The organism is Bacillus sp. NEAU-CP5 (assembly GCF_026420705.1).
GTDB classification, from domain to species: domain Bacteria; phylum Bacillota; class Bacilli; order Bacillales; family Bacillaceae; genus Bacillus; species Bacillus velezensis.
Window position 1 is genome coordinate 396,873 of record NZ_JAPMOV010000002.1, and the last position, 21,779, is coordinate 418,651.

Consider the following 21,779-nt stretch of genomic DNA (forward strand, 5'->3'; position numbering starts at 1 on the left):
AATTATCATGAAGAATGAAAAAAGCACCCAAATTGGGTGCTTCGTTTTTAGTTGGCCGCTGTTTCGATAATGGCAACGACCATTTCCGCCGTTTTGACGAGCTCTTCAATCGGCATTTTCTCATTTTTCGTATGGATTTGTTCATAGCCTACTGACAGGTTGACTGTCGGAATGCCGTGGCCGGCAATGACGTTTGCGTCACTTCCGCCGCCGCTTGTCTGAAGTTCGCTCGGCCGGCCGATTTTTGCCGCCGCTTTTTTTGCGACTTCCACAACCTGATCGCCGTCCTGATATTTGAAACCCGGATACATGACCGCGATGTCCACTTCCGCGCGGCCCCCCATCTCAGCTGCAGCAGATTCGAAAGCTTCTTTCATTTTCTGCACTTGCGCTTCCATTTTTTCAGGCACTAATGAACGCGCTTCAGCCAGAATATCAACCTGGTCGCAGACGATATTGGTTTGCGTTCCGCCTTCGAAACGTCCGATATTAGCCGTTGTTTCTTTATCAATACGGCCGAGCGGCATTTTTGAGATTGCTTTTGACGCGATTGTAATCGCGGAGATGCCTTTTTCCGGTTCTACCCCCGCATGAGCCGTTTTCCCGAAAATGGTTGCTCTCACTTTCGCTTGTGTCGGCGCGGCTACAATAATGTTGCCGACTTTTCCGTCTGAATCAAGCGCAAAACCGTATTTCGCGGTAATGTCTGAACGATCCATTGCTTTTGCCCCGACTAATCCCGATTCTTCTCCGGCCGTGATAATGAATTCAATGGTGCCGTGCTCGATGTTTTGTTCTTTCAGCACTTTAATGGCTTCAAACATTGCGGCAAGACCCGTCTTATCATCAGCGCCGAGAATCGTCGTGCCGTCGGATTTTACATAGCCGTCTTCCACAATCGGCTTAACGCCTTTGCCGGGGACAACCGTGTCCATGTGCGATGTGAAATAAATCGTATCCGCATCTTTTGTGCCCTTTAACGTACAGATTAAGTTGCCGGCGCCATGCCCCGTCACTTCTTTTGTATCATCTTCTTTTACGCTCAATCCTAAATCAGTGAATTTTTGTTTGAGCACCTTGCTGATTTCCGCTTCATGTTTTGTCTCTGAATCAATTTGAACGAGTTCAAGAAATTCTTCAAGCAGACGTTTTTCGTTTACCATTTTCAGTTCCCTCCGTTTAAAGCGGTATATTACCGTGCTTTTTTTTCGGTCTTTCCTCTTCCTTATGCGCAAGCATGTCAAATGCCTGAATCAATTTTTTCCTCGAGTCTTCCGGCCGGATGATATCATCCACCATTCCGCAGGCCGCCGCTTTATACGGACCGGCGTTTTCCTTTTCGTATATGGCTTTTTTTTCGCGCTTCGTTTTCTCCGGGTCGTCAGAAGCCTGTATGTCTCTGCTGTATAAAATTGACGCCGCGCCTTCCGCTCCCATCACGGCGATTTCCGCATTGGGCCAGGCGAATACAAGATCTGCCCCGAGCCCTTTCGAATTCATGGCGACATAGGCGCCTCCGTAGGCTTTTCTGATGATGAGCGTCACTTTCGGCACCGTCGCTTCGGCAAAAGCATACAGCAATTTTGCTCCGTGACGGATGATTCCCGCATGCTCCTGCTGAAGGCCCGGAAGAAATCCAGGAACATCAGCGATCGTCAATAACGGAATATGAAACGCGTCGCAAAAACGGATGAATCTCGACGCTTTGTCAGCGGCATCAATCGTGAGGCTCCCCGCCAAGTGTTTCGGCTGGTTTGCGACAACACCGACTGTACGCCGTCCGAGTTTCAGAAAACCGACAGCAATGTTTTTGGAAAAATACGGCTGAATGTCAAAAAACGTTCCGTCATCCGCCAGTTCTTTTATTACCTGTAACACATCGTAAGGTTTCGAACTGTCCGCGGGAACGAGGGTGTTTAATAACGGTCTGGCGTCTTCCTTTTTAACGGGCAATGCCGTCTGTCCGCCGTGCGGGAGATAAGAAAGCAGGGTTTTCACAGCGGAAAGAGCCTCTTTTTCCGTTCGTGCGGAATAGTGGGCATTACCGCTTATCACATTATGTATTCCCGCACCGCCTAAACTTTCCGCGTCAATCTGTTCACCCGTAACCTGTTCAATGACTTTCGGGCCTGTAATAAACATGTGCGACGTATGTTCCGCCATAATCACAAAATCCGTCAATGCGGGTGAATAAACAGCACCGCCGGCACACGGCCCAAGGATGACAGAAATTTGCGGAATCACTCCCGAGTAAAGGACGTTGCGCCTAAAGATATGACCGTATCCATTTAATGATACCACACCCTCTTGAATTCTCGCACCACCTGAGTCGTTCAGCCCGATGATCGGAGTTTTATTTTTCGCCGCCAGATCCATTACCGCCGCGATTTTTTCCGCATGCGTCTCGCCGAGCGTCCCGCCGAGTACGGTAAAGTCATGGGCAAACAAATACACGGGCCGTCCGTCAATTGTGCCGTATCCGGTAACGACGCCGTCTCCCGGAGCATTCCGGCACCCGGGCATGCGGCTTTTGGCAAACGGCTGCAGCTCTGAAAAACTGTCTTCGTCCAATAAATAATCAATTCTTTCTCTTGCCGTTAGCTTGCCTTTTTTGTGCTGTTTTTCATTTTTTTCCGCTCCGCCGCCGTTTGTTAAAAAGGAACGTCTTTCGTTTAAGTGTCTGATATGATCACTCATGCTCATCTTGAGTTTCTCCTTTTTCAATTGTTTCACAAAGCTCAATCAGGACCCCGTTCGCCTCTTTTGGAGAGAGAAATGCGATCTTCTTCCCGCCCGCTCCGTTTTGCAGTTCATGATGGATCAAAGTCATGCGGCATGCTTCAAGCTCCTTGATCGTTTCCTTCATATCGGCGCAGCGGAATGCCAAATGATGCAGCCCTTCGCCTCTTTTCTGTAAAAAAGAGCTGACGGGAGACGCGTCCGACAGCGGCTCAATCAGCTCAAGCTTTGTGCATCCCGCTTCTAAAAAAGCAACTCTCACATTTTGGCCGCTTACCAGCTCGTCTCCCATATACGTAAGCCCGAGCATCCGTTCGTAAAATCCTCTCGCAGCTTCAATAGAGCTGACGGCAATGCCGACATGATCAAGTTTTTTCATAGCGCGGCCACCTGCTTTCCATCATAGGATATGGCTTGTTCATACAAGCGAAACACGTTAAAATGATAGACAGTAATCTTAAGGAGTGAAACAATGTCTCAAAAATTTATGAAAAGCGCCGTCATCGTCATTTTGGGCGTATTTATACTTTCAACCCTCCTCTCAGGCATTATGATGTATTTGCGGTAAAAAAGCAGGCGCCTCATTGCAAGGGGGTTTCCTGCTTTTTTATGAGGGCTTTCCGCTCTATTGCAATGTCCTCGAATGAGCGGTTTTCTTTTGTAATCAATACTTTCGTTCCGGGAGGGATAATCCGGAAAATACGGATGACATCCCGGTTTTTCATACGGATGCAGCCGTTTGACACAAACCCCCCGATCAGCTCTTCTCTGTTTGTTCCGTGAATGCCGTATATCCTGCCGTCGGTTCCTTTCGCGTCAAAGCCGATCCAGCGGACGCCGAGCGGGTTTTCCGGCGCGCCTCCCTCTACATTTTTCTTTCGGTAATACGGATTGACGGCTTTGACCGTTACCGTAAATTCTCCTTCAGGCGTCAAATCATCCGTTTTTCCCGTCGCCACCTGATAAATGCCTTCTATTCGGTTATCCTTCACAACAGCAAGCGCATTTGTGGCTTTATTGACGATAATATAAGGGTCACCCGGCAAAGGGTTTGCGCCAAGCGGCCAAAGCGGAGACAGCAGCAGGGCGGCTGACAATAAAAAAAATCGCATGGGCTCCCCTCCTTTTTTCATTAGAATGACCAATGAAAGGAGGACTCATGCGATTGATCCATATGTTTTTTACAGCTTGATGCCTTTGAAATAACTTTTAATCACGAGATATTGTTCCATCTCACCGAGGAGGTGGAACAAAGCCGCCCGCGCTTCAAACTCCTCGCGCGTTGCCGGGAGCGGCATTTCTTCAAATTCCGTTCTCATTTCTGCAAGTCTTTTTAAAAATTTATGAGCAGTATTGCCGGGATGAATGGCTTCCCTTAATTCATGGATGAAATGGGCGATTATTTTGCCCTGCTCCACCGTTATTGAAATAGAGGTAATCTTCGGCAGCAGCCGTTCAATGATTTCAAATTGTTTCTGTCTCATCTTAAAATAATGATAGTAGAGATTTTCATGGCGCAAAATATGATTCTGCACGTCCCGATAGGCGAGGTTTTTCGCCTCTTGAATCATCTGATGCGTCTCCGGTATTTCCTTCCCCGACCAATCTTGCTCACCAGTTAACAAATACCGTTCGATTTCGGCGAAGATGACGGAAAAGTTGTCCTCGATTTTTTTCCGGTACGCCGCGAGTTTTCTGTCGAGGCTCGGCATATACAGATTCATTAACAGCGCGACGCCGATACCTACGGTAATCAGCTGGAACTCATTCCAGATAAACGCCATCGTAATGCCGCCGGACATATATAAATGAAGAATGATTACTGAGCTGGTGACGATCCCTTCGTTTATTCTTAAAACGACTGTAGTCGGAATGAACAGCACCAGCAATATTCCGATCGCAAACGGGTAATAGCCGATCAGCCCGAAAAAGACATATGAGAAGACGATTGCCAATAAACAGGCGGCAAATCGGGCCCACGAGGCCTGAAGCGACCGCTTTTGCGTAATCTGGATGCACAATATGGTGATGATTCCTGCGGATGCGAAGTTTTGCAGATGCAACAGCTGGGCTAAATAAATGGCCAGCGCCGTTCCAAGTGCGGTCTTTAGTGTGCGGTAACCGATTTTAAACATTGCTTGCTCCATTCTGTTTGTTTCTTTCTCAAAAAAAAGAAGAAGAGCACCCTTCTTCTTTTCTTCCAGTTATATTTTATAATATTTTTTCTAAAAAGTCCTGTGCTCTTTTTGACTTCGGAGAAAGAAAAAATTCTTCCGGCTGCCCGTCTTCCACGATCGTCCCTTCATCCATAAATAATACGCGGTCTGCGACTTCTTTGGCAAACCCCATTTCGTGCGTTACGATCACCATCGTCATGCCCGTCTGCGCAAGCTCTTTCATCACCTCAAGAACTTCTTTGACCATTTCCGGGTCAAGAGCCGAGGTCGGTTCATCAAACAGCATGATGTCAGGATTCATGGCAAGCGCCCGCGCGATGGCGACCCGCTGCTTCTGTCCGCCTGACAAACGGTTCGGATAGTCGTTCCGTTTGTCAAGCAGTCCGACTTTTTCAAGGAGAGCGCACGCCTTTTCCTCCGCCTCCTGTTTAGACTCTTTCTTCACACTGACCGGCGCGTATGTGATATTTTCAAGCACCGTTTTATGAGGAAACAAATGAAAATGCTGAAATACCATGCCGATATTTTCCCGCACTTTCAGTTTATTCGTTTTAGAGGCGGTAATTTCGTTTTCTTTAATGGCAATCGTTCCGCCGCTCGGGGTTTCCAGAAGATTTAAGCAGCGCAGAAACGTTGATTTGCCGGAACCGGAAGGGCCGATGACAGCGACGACTTCCCCTTCTTCGATCTGTGTTGAAATGTTTTTCAGTACTTCATGTTTCCCGAATGATTTTGACAGGTTGTCGACCTTAATCATTAGCTTTCAGCTTCCTTTCTACGCCTTTTCCGATGAATGCTAAGATCAAAACGAGCACGTAATAGATTAAGCCCGCCACAATAAGAGGTTCTAAATAGTTGTATGTTGCGGCGCCAGACTGGTAGGCCCGTCTCATAATGTCGCCAAGACCGATAACTGTGACGATCGCCGATTCTTTCGTTAAGGTGATTAATTCGTTAATAATAGCCGGAGAAATGTTTTTAAACGCCTGCGGCAGCAGCAGATCTTTCATCATTTTTCCGTACGGCACGCCGAGAGCGACGGCAGCCTCTTTTTGTCCTTTGTCAATTGCGTTGATTCCCGCTCTGATAATTTCAGAGACGTAAGCGGCTGAATTGAGCGATAATGCGGTGACCGCCGCCCAAAATTGATCGATCTGAAAGCCAAGGAGCTGCGGCATACCGAAATAGATGATCATCAGCTGCAGCACGAGCGGCGTGCCGCGGAATATCGAAGTATAAAAATCTGCAATCCATTTCAGCGGACTGATCGTGCTGATTTTAAATAAGCTGAGCACGATGCCTAATACAAGACCGATGACCGCTGAAACGAGCACAATTTTCAATGTGACCGCAAGGCCTTCCAATATAAAAGGAATTTGGGGGATTGTCGCTGAGAAATCCAAATTCATACGTGTGATCTCCTTTGTCTTTATTCAAGATAAAAAGCTCAACGAAAAGTTGAGCTTTCTTTTATTTCTCGTTGGTGAACCATTTTTTCTTCAGTTTTTCGATTTCTCCGTTTTTCTCCATTTCTTTCAGCGCTTTGTTGAACTTCGCTGTCAGATCACTGTCTTTGCGGAACGCAATCGCGGAGCCCGATTCGTCTGATTTCGCATCTGCTGACGCAAAGCCCTGCAGATCGTTATTTGAACTGAAATAGCCTTGTGCTACGATGTCTTCGATAATCGCGGCATCAAAACGCCCGGATTTGATCTCTTCGGTTAAGTCTGAGATCCGGTTGCGGTCTTCGAGCTGAAAACCGTATTTCGAAGCGAGCTTCTTGCCTTTTTCCTCTTGAATGGAGCCGAGCTGAACACCGACGGTTTTGCCTTTCAGATCATTCAGGGATTTAATGCTGCTTCCCTTTTTCGTAACGATCATATTGTTAGCAGTATAATAAATATCAGAAAAATCAACTTGCTTTTTCCGTTCCGGCGTAGGTGTCATTCCAGATAAAATCATATCTACCTGCTTGGACTTCAAGGCTGTAATCAGGCTGTTGAAGTCCATGTCCTGCACCTCAACGTCATAGCCGGTCTTTTTGCCCAGAGCTTTTGCCAGATCAACGTCAAACCCGGTGATCTGATCGCCGTCTTTATATTCAAATGGTTTATAGTCAGCCGATGTACCCATAATCAGCTTGATCTTTCCGCCTTCTGAGCCTGAATTGCCTGATCCGCAGGCGGACAGCGCAAAGGTGATACATGCGGCAGCTAATACCAACAGCCATTTCTTCATGATTCATTTCCCCCATATCTACTGATCTCTTAAATTTGAATATTTATTCGTTAACTTGTATTTTAAACACTTTTTAATTGTGATGCAATACTATTTTTGAAAAATATATTTTCCTTTCTGTGTTTATTATAGTCATTGTTTTTCAGATTAGTGACAGCTGAACGCCGATGTATAAATATTTATATTTATACAGATTCCATATAAAAAAACCCCGCAAGCGCTTGGCTCCGGGGTTTTTCTTTCACTTATACTTCTTCACAATATTCTTCAAATGCTTCCTGCAGTTTTGTGACGACGGCCATCGGCTCATGGCCTTCAATTTCATGGCGTTCCACCATTTTCATGATTTTACCGTCTTTTAAAATGGCAAATGACGGGGAGGACGGCGGATAGCCTTCAAAGTATTCTCTCGCTTTGGCTGTCGCTTCTTTATCCTGTCCGGCAAATACTGTCACAAGCTGATCCGGGCGTTTATCGTAATGTACGGAATGGTACGCGGCAGGCCGTGCAATACCGCCTGCGCATCCGCACACAGAGTTGACCATGACGAGTGTCGTTCCTTTTTTCGAAAGCGCTTTGTCCACTTCCTCAGCGGTTTTCAGCTCTGTATACCCGGCGGCCGTGATTTCCTGGCGGGCTTGACGCACGACATCATTCATAAATAAATTAAAATCCATATTCAACTGGGACCTCTCCTTTTTGATCATCTCTTCTTATGATAGCAAGGAACCTCCCTATCGGCAAATGACACCGCTCATATCCAATTGTTTTTTGTCCCTTTTATGTTCTCGATGTAAGTTTATGACCCTTTAAAAACGGGAAACTTGGTAAGGAGATTGTCTGAAATAAAGGAGCAGTCATATGAGCCAACGGAAAGCAGTTTTAATTTATAACGGAAACGCCGGTCAAAAACAGATTGATAAAACGCTCGGCACGGTCGTCCCCATTTTGGCCCAATCAGCTGATGAACTTTTGATTAAACCGACCAAACATCAGGAGGATGCCCGTCAGTATTGTGAAAATCTCGACAGTTCAGTTGACCATTTATATATTTTAGGCGGAGACGGCACTGTGCATCAATGCATCAACAGCATCAGCAAGCTTGATCACAGACCCGCTGTCGGCATTTTGCCGGGAGGAACGTGCAACGATTTCTCCCGGGCGCTCGGCATCCCGCAAAACCTTCAAAAGGCCGCTGAAGCGCTCGCGGCCGGACATAAACGGATGATTGACGTCTGTAAAACGGATGACGGCTATTTTCTGAACTTCTGGGGCATCGGACTGATCACCGAAGCATCAAGCCATATCAATGAAACTGAAAAAGCATGGCTTGGTAAAATCAGCTACTTCACGAGCGCCTTGCGGACGATGACAAGCGCGAACCCGTTTCCTGTCAAATTGACGATTGACGGCGAGGTGAAAGAAGACGAAGCCGTAATGGTGCTTGTCATGAACGGGCATTATATCGGGACAAACAGAGTTCCCCTGCCTGATGCCAGCCTCCGGGACGGCTTAGCCGATGTGTTAATCTGCCGCAACACAAGCCTTGCCGCGTTGCGGGAGCTGATGACGATGGAGCAGGGTTCATTTGATGATTTCAAAGGGGAGCTGTCCTATATTCAGGCCTCCAGAATTGAAATCGAAACCGGACGTGAAATGGACGCGGATACAGATGGCGAGGTATACGGAACAACACCTTGTACGATCGAAGTGAAAAAACATCATCTCACTATGCTTGTTCCCGAGAATTCACAATAAAAATAAAAAAAGCTCCTTTTGCCGCCCGGGCAAAAGGAGTTTTTTTAATAGACGGAAGTATGTTCATCAATGTTTTCTAAGATCTCTTTGACGCGTCCTAGGAATCGGCCGCACACGAGCCCGTCGAGCACCCTGTGATCTAAAGACAGGCAAAGATTAACCATATCACGAACGGCGATCATCCCGTTATTCATGACAACCGGACGTTTGACGATAGATTCTACCTGAAGAATCGCCGCCTGCGGATGGTTGATAATGCCCATAGATTGAACTGAGCCGAAAGATCCCGTGTTATTGACGGTAAATGTGCCGCCCTGCATATCTTCCGCAGTAAGTTTTCCGTTTCTCACTTTTTTCGCAAGATCCGTTATTTCTCTGGCTATGCCTTTAATCGTTTTTTCATCAGCATGCTTAATAACCGGAACAAACAGCGAATCTTCCGTGGCAACGGCAATGGAGATGTTGATGTCTTTCTTTTGGACGATTTTGTCTCCCGCCCACATGCTGTTCATCTGCGGGAACTCCTTGAGAGCCTGCGCCGCCGCTTTTACAAAGAAAGCGAAAAATGTTAAATTAAAGCCTTCTTTCTGTTTAAATGAGTCTTTAATGCTGTTTCTGTACGCCGTCATGTTCGTGACGTCGACTTCCATCATCGTCCAGGCATGCGGAATTTCTGTTTTGCTTTTATGCATATTGGCGGCGATGGCTTTTCTGACGCCTGTAACCGGAATTTCAATATCACCGGCTGACAGAGCTGGTGCCGGTGCTTGTTTTTGCTGTTGTTTCGGCGCTTGTTGCGTTGTTTGAACGGCAGCCGGCGCCGGTGCTTCCGACTTCTGCTGCATTCCCGAATCAATGATTTTTTGAATGTCTTTTCGCGTAATTCTTCCGCCTGCACCCGTTCCTTCAACTTCTTCAAGCTGAATGCCGTGTTCTCCCGCTAATCTGAGCACGGCCGGCGAATAACGCGCTTTATTTGACTGGTCTTTACCTTGACGGTTTGCATCAGTGTCTGAAGGGGTATTCTGCTCTTCTTCCCGCTTCGGCGCCTCTTCCGTTTCCGTTTCTTCTGTTTCAATTTTGCAGATGATCTCGCCGACTGCAAGAGTCTGGCCTTCTTCTCCTACAAGTTCTGTAATCGTACCGGTAAAAGAAGACGGCACCTCCGCATTCACTTTATCTGTCATGACCTCCGCGATGGGGTCATATTTATTCACTTGATCACCGGGAGATACCAGCCACTTGCTGATCGTCCCTTCCGTCACGCTCTCTCCGAGCTGAGGCATAGCCATTTTTTCAATCGCCATGTCAAAAACCTCCTTACGTCTTTAAAACTCCGCTAATTCTCTCATCGCGGCTTCTGCTTTGTCAGGATTCATCATGAAGTATTTTTCCATTGCCGGCGCATAAGGCATTGCCGGAACATCAGGACCTGCAAGCCGCTTGATCGGCGCGTCTAAATCAAATAAGCAGTTTTCAGAAATAATGGCGGCGACTTCGCTCATAATGCCGCCTTCTTTCGTATCTTCTGTGATCAGCAATACTTTTCCCGTTTTAGACGCGGCTTCAATGATGGCTTCTTTATCTAACGGATAAACCGTACGCAAGTCTAATACGTGCGCGGAAATTCCGTCTTTTTCAAGACGCTCGGCAGCCTGCAGAGCAAAATGGACGCATAATCCGTACGTAATAACAGTAATGTCGCTGCCTTCGCGTTTTACATCCGCCTTTCCGATCGGAAGGACGTAATCATCCGCAGGGACTTCGCCTTTAATCAGACGGTACGCCCTCTTATGTTCGAAAAACAGCACCGGATCTTCGTCACGGACTGCAGCTTTCAACAGCCCTTTTGCGTCATAAGGAGTTGAAGGCATGACAATTTTAAGGCCCGGCTGGTTGGCAAAAATGGCCTCCACAGATTGGGAATGATACAACGCGCCGTGCACGCCGCCGCCGTAAGGCGCTCTGATGACCATCGGACAGCTCCAATCATTGTTTGAACGGTAGCGTATTTTTGCCGCTTCTGAAATGATTTGGTTGACCGCAGGCAGAATGAAATCGGCAAACTGCATCTCGGCAATCGGGCGCATGCCGTACATCGCGGCGCCGATCCCGACACCGGCAATCGCTGATTCAGCAAGCGGCGTATCCATCACCCGCTCTTCTCCGAACTGTTCATAGAGACCCGCCGTGGCTTTAAACACGCCGCCTTTTCTCCCGACGTCTTCCCCAAGAACAAACACGCGCGGATCTCTTTCCATTTCTTCTTTCATTGCTGCATTAATACTGTCAATATAAGACATTACAGACATAAGTATTCCTCCCTACTTCGCATAAACGTGATCAAGCGTTGATTCAGGAGATGCGTATGGCGCTTTCTCCGCTTCGTCTGTCGCTTCGTTTACGATAGCCATGATGTCATCCAGCATGGTCTTTTCTTCTTCTTCACCCAGAAGCCCGGCTTCTTGCAAGTATGCTTTGTATAAAAGAAGCGGATCTTGTTTCTTCGCTTCTTCTACTTCTTCGCGTTCTCTGTAGCTGCTGTCGTCGTCATCGCTGGAATGCGGCGTCAAACGGTAGGAAACCGTTTCTATTAATGTAGGGCCTTCGCCTTTAGACGCCCGTTCGCGCGCTTCTTTTACGACCCGGTAAACTTCCAGCAGGTCGTTTCCGTCAACAGTGACTCCCGGCATGCCGTAGCCTGCCGCCCGGTCGGATATTTTCTCGCACGCCACCTGTTTGTCATACGGGACAGAAATGGCATACTTATTGTTTTCACACATGAAAATGACCGGCAGTTTATACACGGCGGCAAAGTTTGCCCCTTCGTGAAAATCCCCCTGGTTGGAAGATCCTTCTCCAAAGGTAACAAAAGAGACGATATCCTTTTTATCCATGCGTCCCGCAAGCGCGATTCCGACTGCATGAGGAACCTGCGTCGTAACAGGGGATGAGCCCGTTACGATTCTGTTTTCCTTTTGCCCGAAGTGGCCCGGCATCTGCCTTCCGCCTGAGTTCGGGTCAGCTGCTTTCGCAAAACCCGACATCATCAAATCCTTTGCAGTCATACCGAATGCAAGCACAACCCCTATATCTCTATAGTACGGAAGCACATAGTCGGTATCACGGTTTAAGGCATAGGCCGCGCCTACTTGTGCCGCTTCCTGTCCTTGACATGAAACAACGAACGGAATTTTGCCCGAGCGGTTTAAGAGCCACATTCTTTCGTCGATTTTTCTGGCTAACAGCATGGTTCTATACATTTCAACGGCTTCTTCGTCAGAGAGCCCTAATGCTTGATGGCGGTTTGTAGTCATTCAAACCCCTCCTTCTTTCCTTTTAAAAATGAATCGCGTTTCCGTCTGCGGCTAGCGCAGCTTCTCCAATCGCTTCTGACAGCGACGGATGCGGATGTATGGATTGGCCGATTTCCCAAGGCGTCGCGTCGAGCACCTTGGCAAGCCCTGCTTCAGAGATCATATCGGTGACGTGCGGGCCGATCATATGAACACCGAGAATATCATCTGTATTCCGATCGGCGACGATTTTGACAAAGCCGTCGCTTTCTCCGTATACAAGAGCCTTTCCGATCGCCATGAACGGAAACTTCCCGATCTTCAGGTCATGCCCTTTTCGAAGAGCTTCCTCTTCTGTCAGACCGACGCTCGCCGCTTCCGGATTTGAATAAATACATTTCGGCACAAGAGCGGCATCAAGCGGAGCCGGATTAAGACCCGCCATATGCTCAACGGCAATGATGCCCTCACGGGAGGCCACATGCGCAAGCTGTAGCCCGCCGACAACATCACCGATCGCATAAATGTGTGATTCCTTCGTCTGCCCGGCTTCGTTCACGATGATAGAACCGTTTTCCGCTTCAATATCCGTGTTTTCAAGCCCGATCCCTTCAATGTTCGGCTGGCGGCCGATGGAAACAAGCATTTGTTCCGCGTGATACGTTTCTTTTTTTCCATTCTTTTCAGCGGCAATTGAAACGCCGTCCGCTTTTTCCAATGTATCCGAAAGCACTTTCGCACCCGTCACGATCTTAATTCCTTTTTTCGTTAACAGTTTTTCCATCTCGCTTGAAATATCACGGTCTTCCGTCGGCAAAATGCGGTCCGCATATTCAATCACAGTGATATTGACGCCGAAATCGTTCAGCATGGATGCCCATTCAATTCCGATGACACCGCCGCCGACGATCATCATGGATTGGGGCAGACGTTCAAGCTCTAACGCTTCATCTGATGTCAGAATATATGTACCGTCTGCTTCTAAACCCGGCAGCATTTTCGGCCTTGAACCGGTTGCGATAATCAATTGTTTCGGTATCAGCATGTCGTTTTCTTCACCATTTGCGTATTCGACGGAAACCGTACCGGGAAGAGGTGAGAAGATGGAAGGGCCGAGCATACGTCCGTACCCGTTGAATACATCAATCTTCCCCTTTTTCATCAAGTGGGCGACACCGCCGGCCAGCCGGTCAACGATTCCCTGCTTTCGTTTTTGCACGCTGTCAAAGCGGAGGGAGACACCTTCCGTTTCAATGCCGAATGCTGCCGCTTCCTTTGCGGTTCGGTACACTTCCGCGCTTCTTAACAGCGCCTTACTCGGGATACATCCTTTATGCAGGCATGTTCCGCCGAGCTTTTCTTTTTCTACAACGGCCGTTTTTAAGCCGAGCTGGGCCGCTCTGATGGCGGCTACATAACCGCCCGTGCCGCCGCCCAGAATGACCACATCATACTCAGTCGCCATTTGTTTTCACTCCTTCGCCGATCTGATATTGCTTTGACTGCTCCTCACCGGCTAAAACCCGAAGCGCGCCTTGCGCGAGAGATTGCAGTTCATTTTCTCCCGGGTACACCAGTACATCCGAAATCCAATCTATGTACGATCTGATGGCGGATACGAAACTTTTCCCGTACGCCAATCCGCCCGTCAGGACGATAATGTCTACTTTTCCTTTTAAAACGGCGCTTGCCGCCCCGATTTCTTTTGCTACTTGATAAGCCATTGCGTCATAAATGAGACGCGCGTTTTCATCTCCGGCCTGAATGCGTTTTTCCACCTTCACTGCGTCCGTTGTTCCCAGGTAGCCGGAGAGTCCGCCCGTGCCGACAAGTTTTTTCATCATATCGGCTTTTGAATACTTGCCGGAAAAACACATTTCCACCAAATCACCCGCCGGAACGGTTCCCGCGCGCTCCGGGCTGAAGGGTCCTTCTCCGTGAAGCCCGTTGTTGACATCCGTCACCCGTCCGCAATCATGGACACCGACTGTGGTGCCGCCGCCCATATGAGTGACGATCATCTTCATCTGTTCATACCGTTTGCCGAGGGACGCCGCCGCCTGACGGGCAACAGCTTTTTGATTCAAAGCATGGAAAATGCTTTTCCGCTTGATTTCAGGCATTCCTGATACTTTAGCGAGCGGAGTCATCTCATCCACCACGACCGGATCGACGATATACGCGGGGATATTTAATCCGTCAGCTATTTCCCTGGCAATAATTCCGCCCAGATTAGAAGCATGCTGGCCGTTGTAGCCGTTTTTCAAATCAGTGATCATGGCGTCATTTACTTCATATGTGCCGCCCTCAATCGGTCTGAGCAGGCCGCCCCTGGCACAAACGGCATCGAACTTTGAAATGTTGATGCCCTGTTCGTGCAAAGACTCAAGAATGCTTATTTTTCGAAATTCGTATTGGTCGATAATGCTGTTAAATGTTTTCAGCTCTTCTTCGGGATGCCGCAGCGTCTTTTCAAAGATACAGCGTTCATTGTGAAAGACACCGATTTTCGTTGATGTTGAGCCTGGATTCAGAATGAGAATGCGTTTTTCCTTTTCGAACATTTTCATACCTCCAGATCAAATTCCTATCGTCTGCTTAATATACTTTGGCCGTTTTGCAGAAACTGGCTTCTTGAACGGCGCATGCGCTCAATTCGTTCCTCAGCCAGACGGTCAGCCGCTAAGTATGTCGGAATGCCGTCACGCGCGGAAATATCGAGCACCCGCTCAATGTTTGCATAGATGCCTTCAACCTTTTTCAAAGCCCGCTCAGCATTGTAGCCGTAAAGCTCATCGGCCACATTGATGACGCCGCCTGCATTGATGACATAATCCGGAGCGTATACGATTCCCATTTCATGAATGGTATCGCCGTGACGTGTTTCTTTCAGCTGGTTATTGGCCGCTCCCGCAATGACTTTCGCCTTCAGCTGTTTAATCGTGTCATCGTTAATGACGGCGCCGAGAGCACATGGGGCATAAATATCGCACGCCTGTGAGTAAATGTCGTCGGGATCAACTGCGCGGGCGCCGAAGTCCTCAACGGCACGTTTAACAGATTCTTTATTGATATCCGTTACGATTAAAGAAGCGCCTTCTTCGTGAAGGTGGCGGCATAGATTGTAAGCCACATTTCCCACGCCTTGCACGGCAATTGTTTTACCTTCCAGTGAATCAGTGCCAAACGCCGCTTTCGCTGCGGCTTTCATCCCTTTGTAGACGCCGTATGCCGTAACCGGGGACGGATTTCCTGATGAACCGAATGCCGGAGAAATTCCGGTTACATAGTCTGTTTCATCATGAATGATGTCCATATCTTCAACGGTTGTGCCGACGTCTTCCGCCGTAATATACCTTCCGTTTAAGCCTTGGATGTAGCGCCCGAACGCGCGGAACATTTCTTCATTTTTATCTTTGCGCGGGTCTCCGATAATAACGGTTTTCCCGCCGCCTAAGTTTAAACCGGCAGCCGCATTTTTATAAGTCATGCCTTTTGCGAGTCTTAGTGCATCTTCAATCGCCGCTTCTTCACTGTCATATGTCCACATTCTTGTTCCGCCGAGTGCTGGGCCGAGCGTCGTATCATGAATCGCGATGATCGCTTTTAATCCGGATTGTTCATCTTGGCAGAATACCAATTGTTCGTAATCATAAGTCTCCATATATTTAAAAATTTCCATAGGTTCGTTCCTCCTACTGTTCTTGTGATGCGCAAATCGCAAGCGCAATTGAATACAGTTTATTTTCTGCGGTATCCGCTCTGCTCGTTAATGCGATCGGCGCTTTTGCACCGGCGATGACGGCAGCAACATTTGCTTTCGCAAAATAAATCATTGACTTATAAAGCATATTTCCGGCCTCGATTGAAGGAACCAAGAGAATATCCGCCTGGCCCGCTACGCTTCCGGAAATCCCTTTTTGCAGCGCAGCCGCTTGGGATACGGCATTATCCAAAGCAAGCGGTCCGTCCGCAATGCAGCCGGTAATCTGTCCTCTGTTGCACATCTGGACGATCGCAGCCGCGTTCAGGGTCGCCTCCATTTTCGGATTAACCGTTTCAATAGCGGCAAGGACTGCGGCTTTCGGCATAGGGTTCCCTACTGAATGTGCAACGTGAACCGCATTTTGCAGAATATGCCCGAGCTCTTCAAGAGACGGGGCAATGTTCAGCGCTGAATCAGTCACATACATCAGCCGGTCATAGTCCGGCACCTCAAAAACGGCTACATGTGACAACACCCTTTTTGAACGAAGCCCTTCATGGCGGTTTAAAACCGATTTCAGAAGAGTTGAGCTCGGGAGATTCCCTTTCATTAAAACGTCCGCCTCTTGTTCACGCACTGCGCGCACTGCTTTTGCCGCAGATTCTTCGGGTGAATCGGCGTGGATGATTTCAGCATTGAACTTCGGCTCATTTGCCAGGAGCTCTTTCAGCTTTCCGCTGTCACCCGTCAGTAAAAATCGTGCCGACAAGTGTTCTGCCGCCATTTTGACGGCCTGGATCACTTCTTTATCTGCTGCGTGGGCCACTGCAATGGTTTTTGCGTTTTTTGCCGCGGCTTTTTCAACTAGGTCTCTCAGCTTCATTTTGTACCACCTTCCTTGTGCGAATCCGCTTTTAACAATGCAAGTTCCGTGCCAAATATGCGGGAGGGTTTATTCCGGCTTTTTCCCAAGAAAACATGCAGCTGTTTGCGCTTTCTCTGCAATTTATTGCATGCCGTCATTTGCAAGGCCGTACTTGTCCATTTTGTAGTACAGATTCCGAATGCTGACACCAAGCGCTTTTGCCGTTTTGGTTCGGTTGAATTTATGCTTTTCAAGCGTTTTTTGAATGACATGCGCTTCAAATTTTTCAACAGCCTGAGACAGCTTTTCCCCTTCCACATCCGGAAAATCACTTTGGGTGCCGTTTTTTTCATTCAGTTCTGATTCAAAAACAGGCAGATGCTGCTGTTCGATCCGTTCCATGTGCGGCTCTAAAAATATCATTGCCCGTCCGAGAACATTTTCAAGCTCCCGGACGTTTCCCGGCCAGCTGTAGGCTGATAAAGCTCGCAGCGCGTTCGGCGTGAGCCCCTTTACATTGCGGCCGTAATCCTGATTGATTTTTTCAATGAGCCGAATGCTCAGCGCTTCAATATCTTCTTTGCGCTGCCGAAGCGGCGGGATTGAGATCGGATAGCGGTTAATCCGGTAATACAGATCTTCACGGAACGCGCCTTCCGCCATGGCCTTTTCGATATTGACGTTTGTCGCTGCGATAATTCTGACATTGACAGAAATCGCTTTAGCGCCGCCGACTCTGATAATTTCTTTTTCTTGCAGAACTCTGAGCAGCTTTGCCTGGGTGCTTTGGGTCAGCTCTCCGATTTCATCTAAGAAAATGCTGCCGTTATTCGCTTCCTCAAAAAGTCCTTTTTTGCCCCCGCGCCTCGCGCCCGTAAACGCGCCTTCCTCATAGCCGAAAAGCTCGGATTCTAGCAGGGATTCAGACAGGGCCGCACAATTGACCCGAATGAACTTATTGTATTTTCGGTCGCTTTCATTATGGATGGCGTGGGCGAAAAGTTCTTTTCCTGTGCCGGATTCTCCCCGCAGCAGAATCGTCGCCGGCGTTTTCGCCCCGAGCTTCGCCTGTTCAAGGGCGACGAGCATTTGTTCACTCTTGCCGATAATGTCGTCAAACGTGTATTTCGCTTCAAGCGTGCGGATGATCTGGCGCGCCCGATTCAGCTCAGCAGTCAGCGTTTTAATTTCTGACACATCGTGAATGACGCCGACGCTGCCTTTTAAAATACCGTCCACAATAACGGGGGCAACATTTACGATAACATCCTTTTTATTGGGGCCGACCTTCATTCTCACACCCCGCACGGGCCGCCTTGTCCCCAATACTTTCAGGTGCATGCTTTCCCCTTCTGAGATATCGGTGGAAGCGGGTTTTCCGATGACTTCGCTTTCTGACAGCCCGGTCATTTTTGTATACGCTTTGTTGATTAACATTCCGATGCCGTTTTCATCAACGACAGAAATGGCCTCGTCTGATGATTGTATAATCGCTTCAAGCATGGTGCGGATTTGTTTTAAGTTCGTGACCTCTTCCGCCAGTTCAACTGCGTCGGTGATGTCTTTAAACACGCATAACGCGCCGAGAAGTTTTCCGCCTTCATCAATGATCGGCAGTCTTGTCGTGACAATCTGCAGGTGCTTTCCGAGAAGCTGCTTCTGGTTATATTCCGGCTCTCTCGTTTCCAGAATCCGCGGCAGCTTTGTGTTCGGCACTACATCTTTAATTTGGCGGCCGATGACATCCTCCCGTTTTTGGCCGACCATTTTTTCTGCCATCTGATTAAATAAAATGATCGTTTCGTTGACGTCTATAAAAATCATGCCGTCGTGCGTTGAATTAAAAATCCGGTCATGCTTATACGTCTGCGACTTCAGCATTTGGATAAGCTGCTGTTTTTCCTCCATCAGCTGAAACACCATGTACGCCAATTTTCCCGGCATGACGATGGTTTGTTCTTTTTTTTCATGGAGCAGCTCATCCATGACCGCTTTATCGCCTGTTGTATGGATGATAATATCTATATCTTCAGTTATGTAGGGTTTCCAATCTGATGAGGTTGCAATTCCATATTTCCGGGCTTCTTGCAGCCCTTGCGCCTCCGGATCTTGATCAACCACCGCAATAATCCGGATCAGCTTTGTTTTCATCAAAATCTGTAGGAGCGCCGTGCCTCCTTTACCAGCACCTATAATCAGCACCTTCTGCATCCCGATACCCCTTTATATGAAAAAATTTGCACACCTGTATTTCCCGTTGCAATAATTTGCACAACCCCTATGTTACCACGTTTTGATCTCTTGACAAAATATTTTTTCGATTGGACAATAAAGGAAAACATATCGTAAAGGGGTTTTCTGAATATGAGCCGGCTTGTTGCGCTTTTGATTCTGGTCCTCCCCGGCGCTGTCGCGGCGCTCGGCATTAAGCTGATGAGAGATGCATTGTTTGGGCATGCGTTTTCCCCGTTTCCGTCCCTTTTTCTTCAGGGGGCGGCCGGATTGGCGTTTTTTTTGTTCGGCCTTTATGTTCTGGCCGGGTTTATTCTGTACAGAGATCGGAAACGCAATCAAGTCAGCCCGCGGTTCAGGAAAAAAAAGCTGTAAAAAAAGCCCTTGCAAAAAAAGGGCTTTTTCAGTCGTCCGGCAGTATTGTTTTGGCAATGGATTGATCCAGTTCTTCATAGTCATCGTAAGCGATCGTTTCATATAATTCTTTTCTCGTCTGCATATCCGAAAGCCCCTCTTTTTGCGAGCCTTCTTCTTTCAGAAGGCGGAAAATACGCTCAAAAGCCTTGGCCGCCGTTCTGAGTGACGTGACCGGGTAAATGACCATCTGACAGCCCATATCGGAAAATTCATCAGCACTGTAATACGGCGTTTTTCCGAATTCAGTCATGTTTGCGAGAATCGGCACACTGATTTGTTTGGAAAACGCTCTGAATTCACTTTCGGATTGGAGCGCTTCCGGAAAAACAGCGTCAGCACCCGCTTTTATATAAGCGGACGCCCTTTTTAATGCCCCCTCCAGTCCTTCCTGCTGTCTGGCGTCTGTTCTCGCAACAACAAGAAGAGTCGGCGCGGCCCGCTTGACCGCTTGGATTTTTTGCGCCATTTCTTCAATCGGCACGAGCTGCTTCCCATTCAGATGTCCGCATTTTTTCGGCAGGCGCTGATCCTCCATCTGGACGGCGGCCGCGCGCGCTTCATACATTTCTTTCGCCGTCCGGGCGGCATTCAGCACTCCTCCGAAACCCGTGTCAATATCGACAAGGACGGGCAGATCAGACGAGCGGACCAGATCTTTAACCCGTTCAGCCATTTCCGCCGACGTGATGATCCCTAAATCGGGCAGCCCTCTGCTCGCCGTGTAAGCCGCGCCTGATAAATAAAGAGCCGAAAACCCCGTTTTTTTGGCGATAAGAGCGGCCATCGCATCGTGAGCGCCGGGGATCTGCAATAGATCCGGCGCTGCCATCAGCGTACGGAACCGCTCTGCAAGCTCCTCTTGAGACGACTGCTTGCTGACGATCCACGTCATGTTTGTCACCCTCCTATTTTATACGAGAAATAAGTCCATAAATTCACTGACGCTGAGCTTCTGCATTCGGCCGCTATGTTCGCAGGCCTCTTCGATTTTACGCTGCTGCTTCAATGAAAAATGAGTGCTGATGTTTGCTGAAAACTTGGCAAGAATCTTCGGAACGGCTTCTTTTCTGCGGAACCGGTGCCCGAGCGGGTATTCACATTCAATCCGTCCCGTAGCCGTGCCGTCTGTAAAATGCACCTGTACGGCATTTGATATGGATCGCTTATTCGGGTCTAAGTAATCTTTTGAGTACGCTTTGTGTTCCGTCACCTCCATTTTGCTCCGCAATGTATCAATTCGCGGGTCAGACGCCGTTTCCTCTTCATAATGATCCGCCGTGATATCTCCGAAAAGCAGCCCGATTGCCGTAATGTACTGGAGGCAGTGATCCCGGTCAGCCGGATTGTGAAGCGGCCCTTTTTTATCGATAATCCGGATTGCCGACTCATGCGTCATAATCGTGATCCTATCAATGTCTTCGATGCGGTCTTTCACCTCCGGATGAAGCCGGACCGCGCATTCCGCCGCTGTCTGGGCATGGAATTCAGCCGGGTAGGATACTTTAAACAGAACATTCTCCATCACATAAGACCCAAGCGGGCGGGCAAGCTTTATTTCCTGCCGGTTAAACAATACGTCTTGAAATCCCCACCCAGATGCGGTCAGAGCCGTCGGGTACCCCATTTCACCTTTGTGCGCCATAAGGGCCAAATATACCCCTCTGCTCGTCGCGTCTCCGGCCGCCCATGATTTGCGTGATCCGGTATTCGGCGCATGACGGTACGTTCTGAGGCTTGAATTATCAATCCAGGCATGAGATACGGCGTTATTGATTTCCTCTTTTGAGCCGCCCAGCATTTGCGCGCAAACAGCCGCAGTCGCCACTTTCACAAACAGCACATGGTCAAGCCCCACTCTGTTTAAGCTGTTTTCCAAAGCGAGAATCCCTTGAATTTCGTGCGCTTTGATCATTGCGCAAAGCACATCGCGCACGGTAAGCGGTTCTTTCCCTTCTGAAATCCGCACTCTGGATATATAATCCGCACAAGCCAATATGCCCCCGAGATTATCAGACGGATGACCCCATTCCGCCGCAAGCCACGTATCATTATAATCGAGCCACCTGTTGATACAGCCGATATTAAAAGCAGCCGTGACCGGGTCTAAAACAAAAGGCGTGCCCGGGACTCTGCTGCCGTTGGGCACGGAGGTTCCCGGGACAATCGGGCCGAGCAGCTTTGTACATTCGGGATAGCTGAGCGCCAAAATTCCGCAGCCTATCGTATCAAGAAGCACATGTCCTGCCGTAGCGAAAGCTTCTGAACTGTCAATCTCCTGATGGAGCACGTAGTCAGAAATCTCTTCGATTACAGCGTCCATTCGGCGGGGTTCTGTCATGTTTTCATCTTCC

General features: G+C 48.4%; 22 protein-coding genes. 3 read left to right on the forward strand and 19 right to left on the reverse strand.

The genetic code is table 11. From position 1 onward, the window contains the following. Nucleotides 1–47: 47 nt before the first annotated feature. Genes OTK50_RS07005 through mce form a run of 3 tightly spaced genes read right to left on the reverse strand, consistent with a single transcriptional unit; the run spans nucleotide 48 to nucleotide 3,118 of the window. Nucleotides 48–1,163, reverse strand: coding sequence for a tripeptidase T (locus OTK50_RS07005; RefSeq protein ID WP_003153237.1), 1,116 nt, complete (start codon nucleotides 1,161–1,163; stop codon nucleotides 48–50). A gap of 16 nt (nucleotides 1,164–1,179) precedes the next feature. After that, nucleotides 1,180–2,703 carry an acyl-CoA carboxylase subunit beta gene (locus OTK50_RS07010; RefSeq protein WP_396021775.1) on the reverse strand — a complete coding sequence of 508 codons (1,524 nt, stop codon included), beginning with the start codon at nucleotides 2,701–2,703 and terminating at the stop codon, nucleotides 1,180–1,182. Continuing rightward, entirely contained in the window at nucleotides 2,690–3,118 is a 429-nt protein-coding gene (gene mce, locus OTK50_RS07015; RefSeq protein ID WP_088461101.1) for a methylmalonyl-CoA epimerase, read from the reverse strand. The genes OTK50_RS07010 and mce overlap by 14 nt, the downstream gene beginning before the upstream one ends. 93 nt (nucleotides 3,119–3,211) lie before the next feature. On the opposite strand from mce, the gene prli42 reads away from it, so the two are divergent. Continuing rightward, nucleotides 3,212–3,307 (forward strand): stressosome-associated protein Prli42, encoded by a 96-nt coding sequence (gene prli42 / locus OTK50_RS07020; protein WP_007408390.1) that lies wholly within the window; start codon nucleotides 3,212–3,214, stop codon nucleotides 3,305–3,307. A 13-nt stretch (nucleotides 3,308–3,320) separates the two neighbouring features. Here the strand turns inward: prli42 and OTK50_RS07025 are convergent, their stop codons facing one another. The 6 genes from OTK50_RS07025 to brxB form a co-directional block, all read right to left on the reverse strand. Further along, complete coding sequence (locus OTK50_RS07025; protein WP_003153233.1) at nucleotides 3,321–3,851, reverse strand: L,D-transpeptidase; 531 nt, start codon at nucleotides 3,849–3,851, stop codon at nucleotides 3,321–3,323. Nucleotides 3,852–3,920: 69 nt separating this feature from the next. Further along, a complete protein-coding gene (locus OTK50_RS07030) occupies nucleotides 3,921–4,874 on the reverse strand; it encodes an aromatic acid exporter family protein (RefSeq protein ID WP_032874154.1) in 954 nt (317 codons plus the stop codon). 76 nt (nucleotides 4,875–4,950) lie between these two features. Beyond that, on the reverse strand, nucleotides 4,951–5,673 hold the full coding sequence (locus tag OTK50_RS07035; RefSeq protein WP_045208196.1) for an amino acid ABC transporter ATP-binding protein: 723 nt from the start codon (nucleotides 5,671–5,673) through the stop codon (nucleotides 4,951–4,953). Further along, nucleotides 5,666–6,325 (reverse strand): amino acid ABC transporter permease, encoded by a 660-nt coding sequence (locus tag OTK50_RS07040; RefSeq protein WP_003153227.1) that lies wholly within the window; start codon nucleotides 6,323–6,325, stop codon nucleotides 5,666–5,668. Before OTK50_RS07040 ends, OTK50_RS07035 begins: the two co-directional genes overlap by 8 nt. Before the next feature lie 61 nt (nucleotides 6,326–6,386). After that, nucleotides 6,387–7,154, reverse strand: coding sequence for a transporter substrate-binding domain-containing protein (locus tag OTK50_RS07045; protein WP_224223659.1), 768 nt, complete (start codon nucleotides 7,152–7,154; stop codon nucleotides 6,387–6,389). A 245-nt stretch (nucleotides 7,155–7,399) separates the two neighbouring features. Continuing rightward, entirely contained in the window at nucleotides 7,400–7,837 is a 438-nt protein-coding gene (brxB, locus tag OTK50_RS07050; RefSeq protein ID WP_101669850.1) for a bacilliredoxin BrxB, read from the reverse strand. A gap of 178 nt (nucleotides 7,838–8,015) precedes the next feature. On the opposite strand from brxB, the gene OTK50_RS07055 reads away from it, so the two are divergent. Then, nucleotides 8,016–8,912 (forward strand): YegS/Rv2252/BmrU family lipid kinase, encoded by an 897-nt coding sequence (locus OTK50_RS07055; RefSeq protein ID WP_038459118.1) that lies wholly within the window; start codon nucleotides 8,016–8,018, stop codon nucleotides 8,910–8,912. Nucleotides 8,913–8,956: 44 nt separating this feature from the next. Here the strand turns inward: OTK50_RS07055 and OTK50_RS07060 are convergent, their stop codons facing one another. The 8 genes from OTK50_RS07060 to OTK50_RS07095 all read right to left on the reverse strand — a co-directional run bounded on the left by OTK50_RS07060 (nucleotide 8,957) and on the right by OTK50_RS07095 (nucleotide 18,990). After that, nucleotides 8,957–10,219: a dihydrolipoamide acetyltransferase family protein gene (locus tag OTK50_RS07060; protein WP_101669849.1), complete on the reverse strand. Its 1,263-nt coding sequence runs from the start codon at nucleotides 10,217–10,219 to the stop codon at nucleotides 8,957–8,959. Nucleotides 10,220–10,240: 21 nt separating this feature from the next. Next, nucleotides 10,241–11,224: a 3-methyl-2-oxobutanoate dehydrogenase subunit beta gene (gene bfmBAB, locus OTK50_RS07065; protein WP_032874088.1), complete on the reverse strand. Its 984-nt coding sequence runs from the start codon at nucleotides 11,222–11,224 to the stop codon at nucleotides 10,241–10,243. Nucleotides 11,225–11,236: 12 nt separating this feature from the next. Then, nucleotides 11,237–12,229, reverse strand: coding sequence for a thiamine pyrophosphate-dependent dehydrogenase E1 component subunit alpha (locus tag OTK50_RS07070; protein WP_032874085.1), 993 nt, complete (start codon nucleotides 12,227–12,229; stop codon nucleotides 11,237–11,239). Nucleotides 12,230–12,251: 22 nt separating this feature from the next. After that, nucleotides 12,252–13,673: a dihydrolipoyl dehydrogenase gene (lpdA, locus tag OTK50_RS07075; protein WP_224223660.1), complete on the reverse strand. Its 1,422-nt coding sequence runs from the start codon at nucleotides 13,671–13,673 to the stop codon at nucleotides 12,252–12,254. Continuing rightward, nucleotides 13,663–14,778, reverse strand: a complete 1,116-nt coding sequence (buk, locus tag OTK50_RS07080; protein WP_014721483.1) for a butyrate kinase — start codon at nucleotides 14,776–14,778, stop codon at nucleotides 13,663–13,665. The genes lpdA and buk overlap by 11 nt, the downstream gene beginning before the upstream one ends. Before the next feature lie 17 nt (nucleotides 14,779–14,795). Then, nucleotides 14,796–15,890, reverse strand: a complete 1,095-nt coding sequence (gene bcd / locus OTK50_RS07085) for a branched-chain amino acid dehydrogenase (protein ID WP_007612452.1) — start codon at nucleotides 15,888–15,890, stop codon at nucleotides 14,796–14,798. Between the two features lie 13 nt (nucleotides 15,891–15,903). Beyond that, nucleotides 15,904–16,797 (reverse strand): phosphate butyryltransferase, encoded by an 894-nt coding sequence (yqiS, locus tag OTK50_RS07090; protein ID WP_015417787.1) that lies wholly within the window; start codon nucleotides 16,795–16,797, stop codon nucleotides 15,904–15,906. Between the two features lie 123 nt (nucleotides 16,798–16,920). Then, a complete protein-coding gene (locus OTK50_RS07095) occupies nucleotides 16,921–18,990 on the reverse strand; it encodes a sigma-54 interaction domain-containing protein (RefSeq protein WP_224223661.1) in 2,070 nt (689 codons plus the stop codon). 153 nt (nucleotides 18,991–19,143) lie between these two features. On the opposite strand from OTK50_RS07095, the gene OTK50_RS07100 reads away from it, so the two are divergent. Beyond that, nucleotides 19,144–19,386, forward strand: coding sequence for a DUF2627 domain-containing protein (locus tag OTK50_RS07100; RefSeq protein WP_007408378.1), 243 nt, complete (start codon nucleotides 19,144–19,146; stop codon nucleotides 19,384–19,386). Between the two features lie 28 nt (nucleotides 19,387–19,414). Here the strand turns inward: OTK50_RS07100 and prpB are convergent, their stop codons facing one another. Both prpB and OTK50_RS07110 read right to left on the reverse strand, forming a co-directional pair. Beyond that, nucleotides 19,415–20,320 (reverse strand): methylisocitrate lyase, encoded by a 906-nt coding sequence (prpB, locus tag OTK50_RS07105; RefSeq protein ID WP_015417790.1) that lies wholly within the window; start codon nucleotides 20,318–20,320, stop codon nucleotides 19,415–19,417. Nucleotides 20,321–20,338: 18 nt separating this feature from the next. Continuing rightward, entirely contained in the window at nucleotides 20,339–21,766 is a 1,428-nt protein-coding gene (locus OTK50_RS07110) for a bifunctional 2-methylcitrate dehydratase/aconitate hydratase (RefSeq protein ID WP_176212303.1), read from the reverse strand. Nucleotides 21,767–21,779 lie beyond the last annotated feature (13 nt).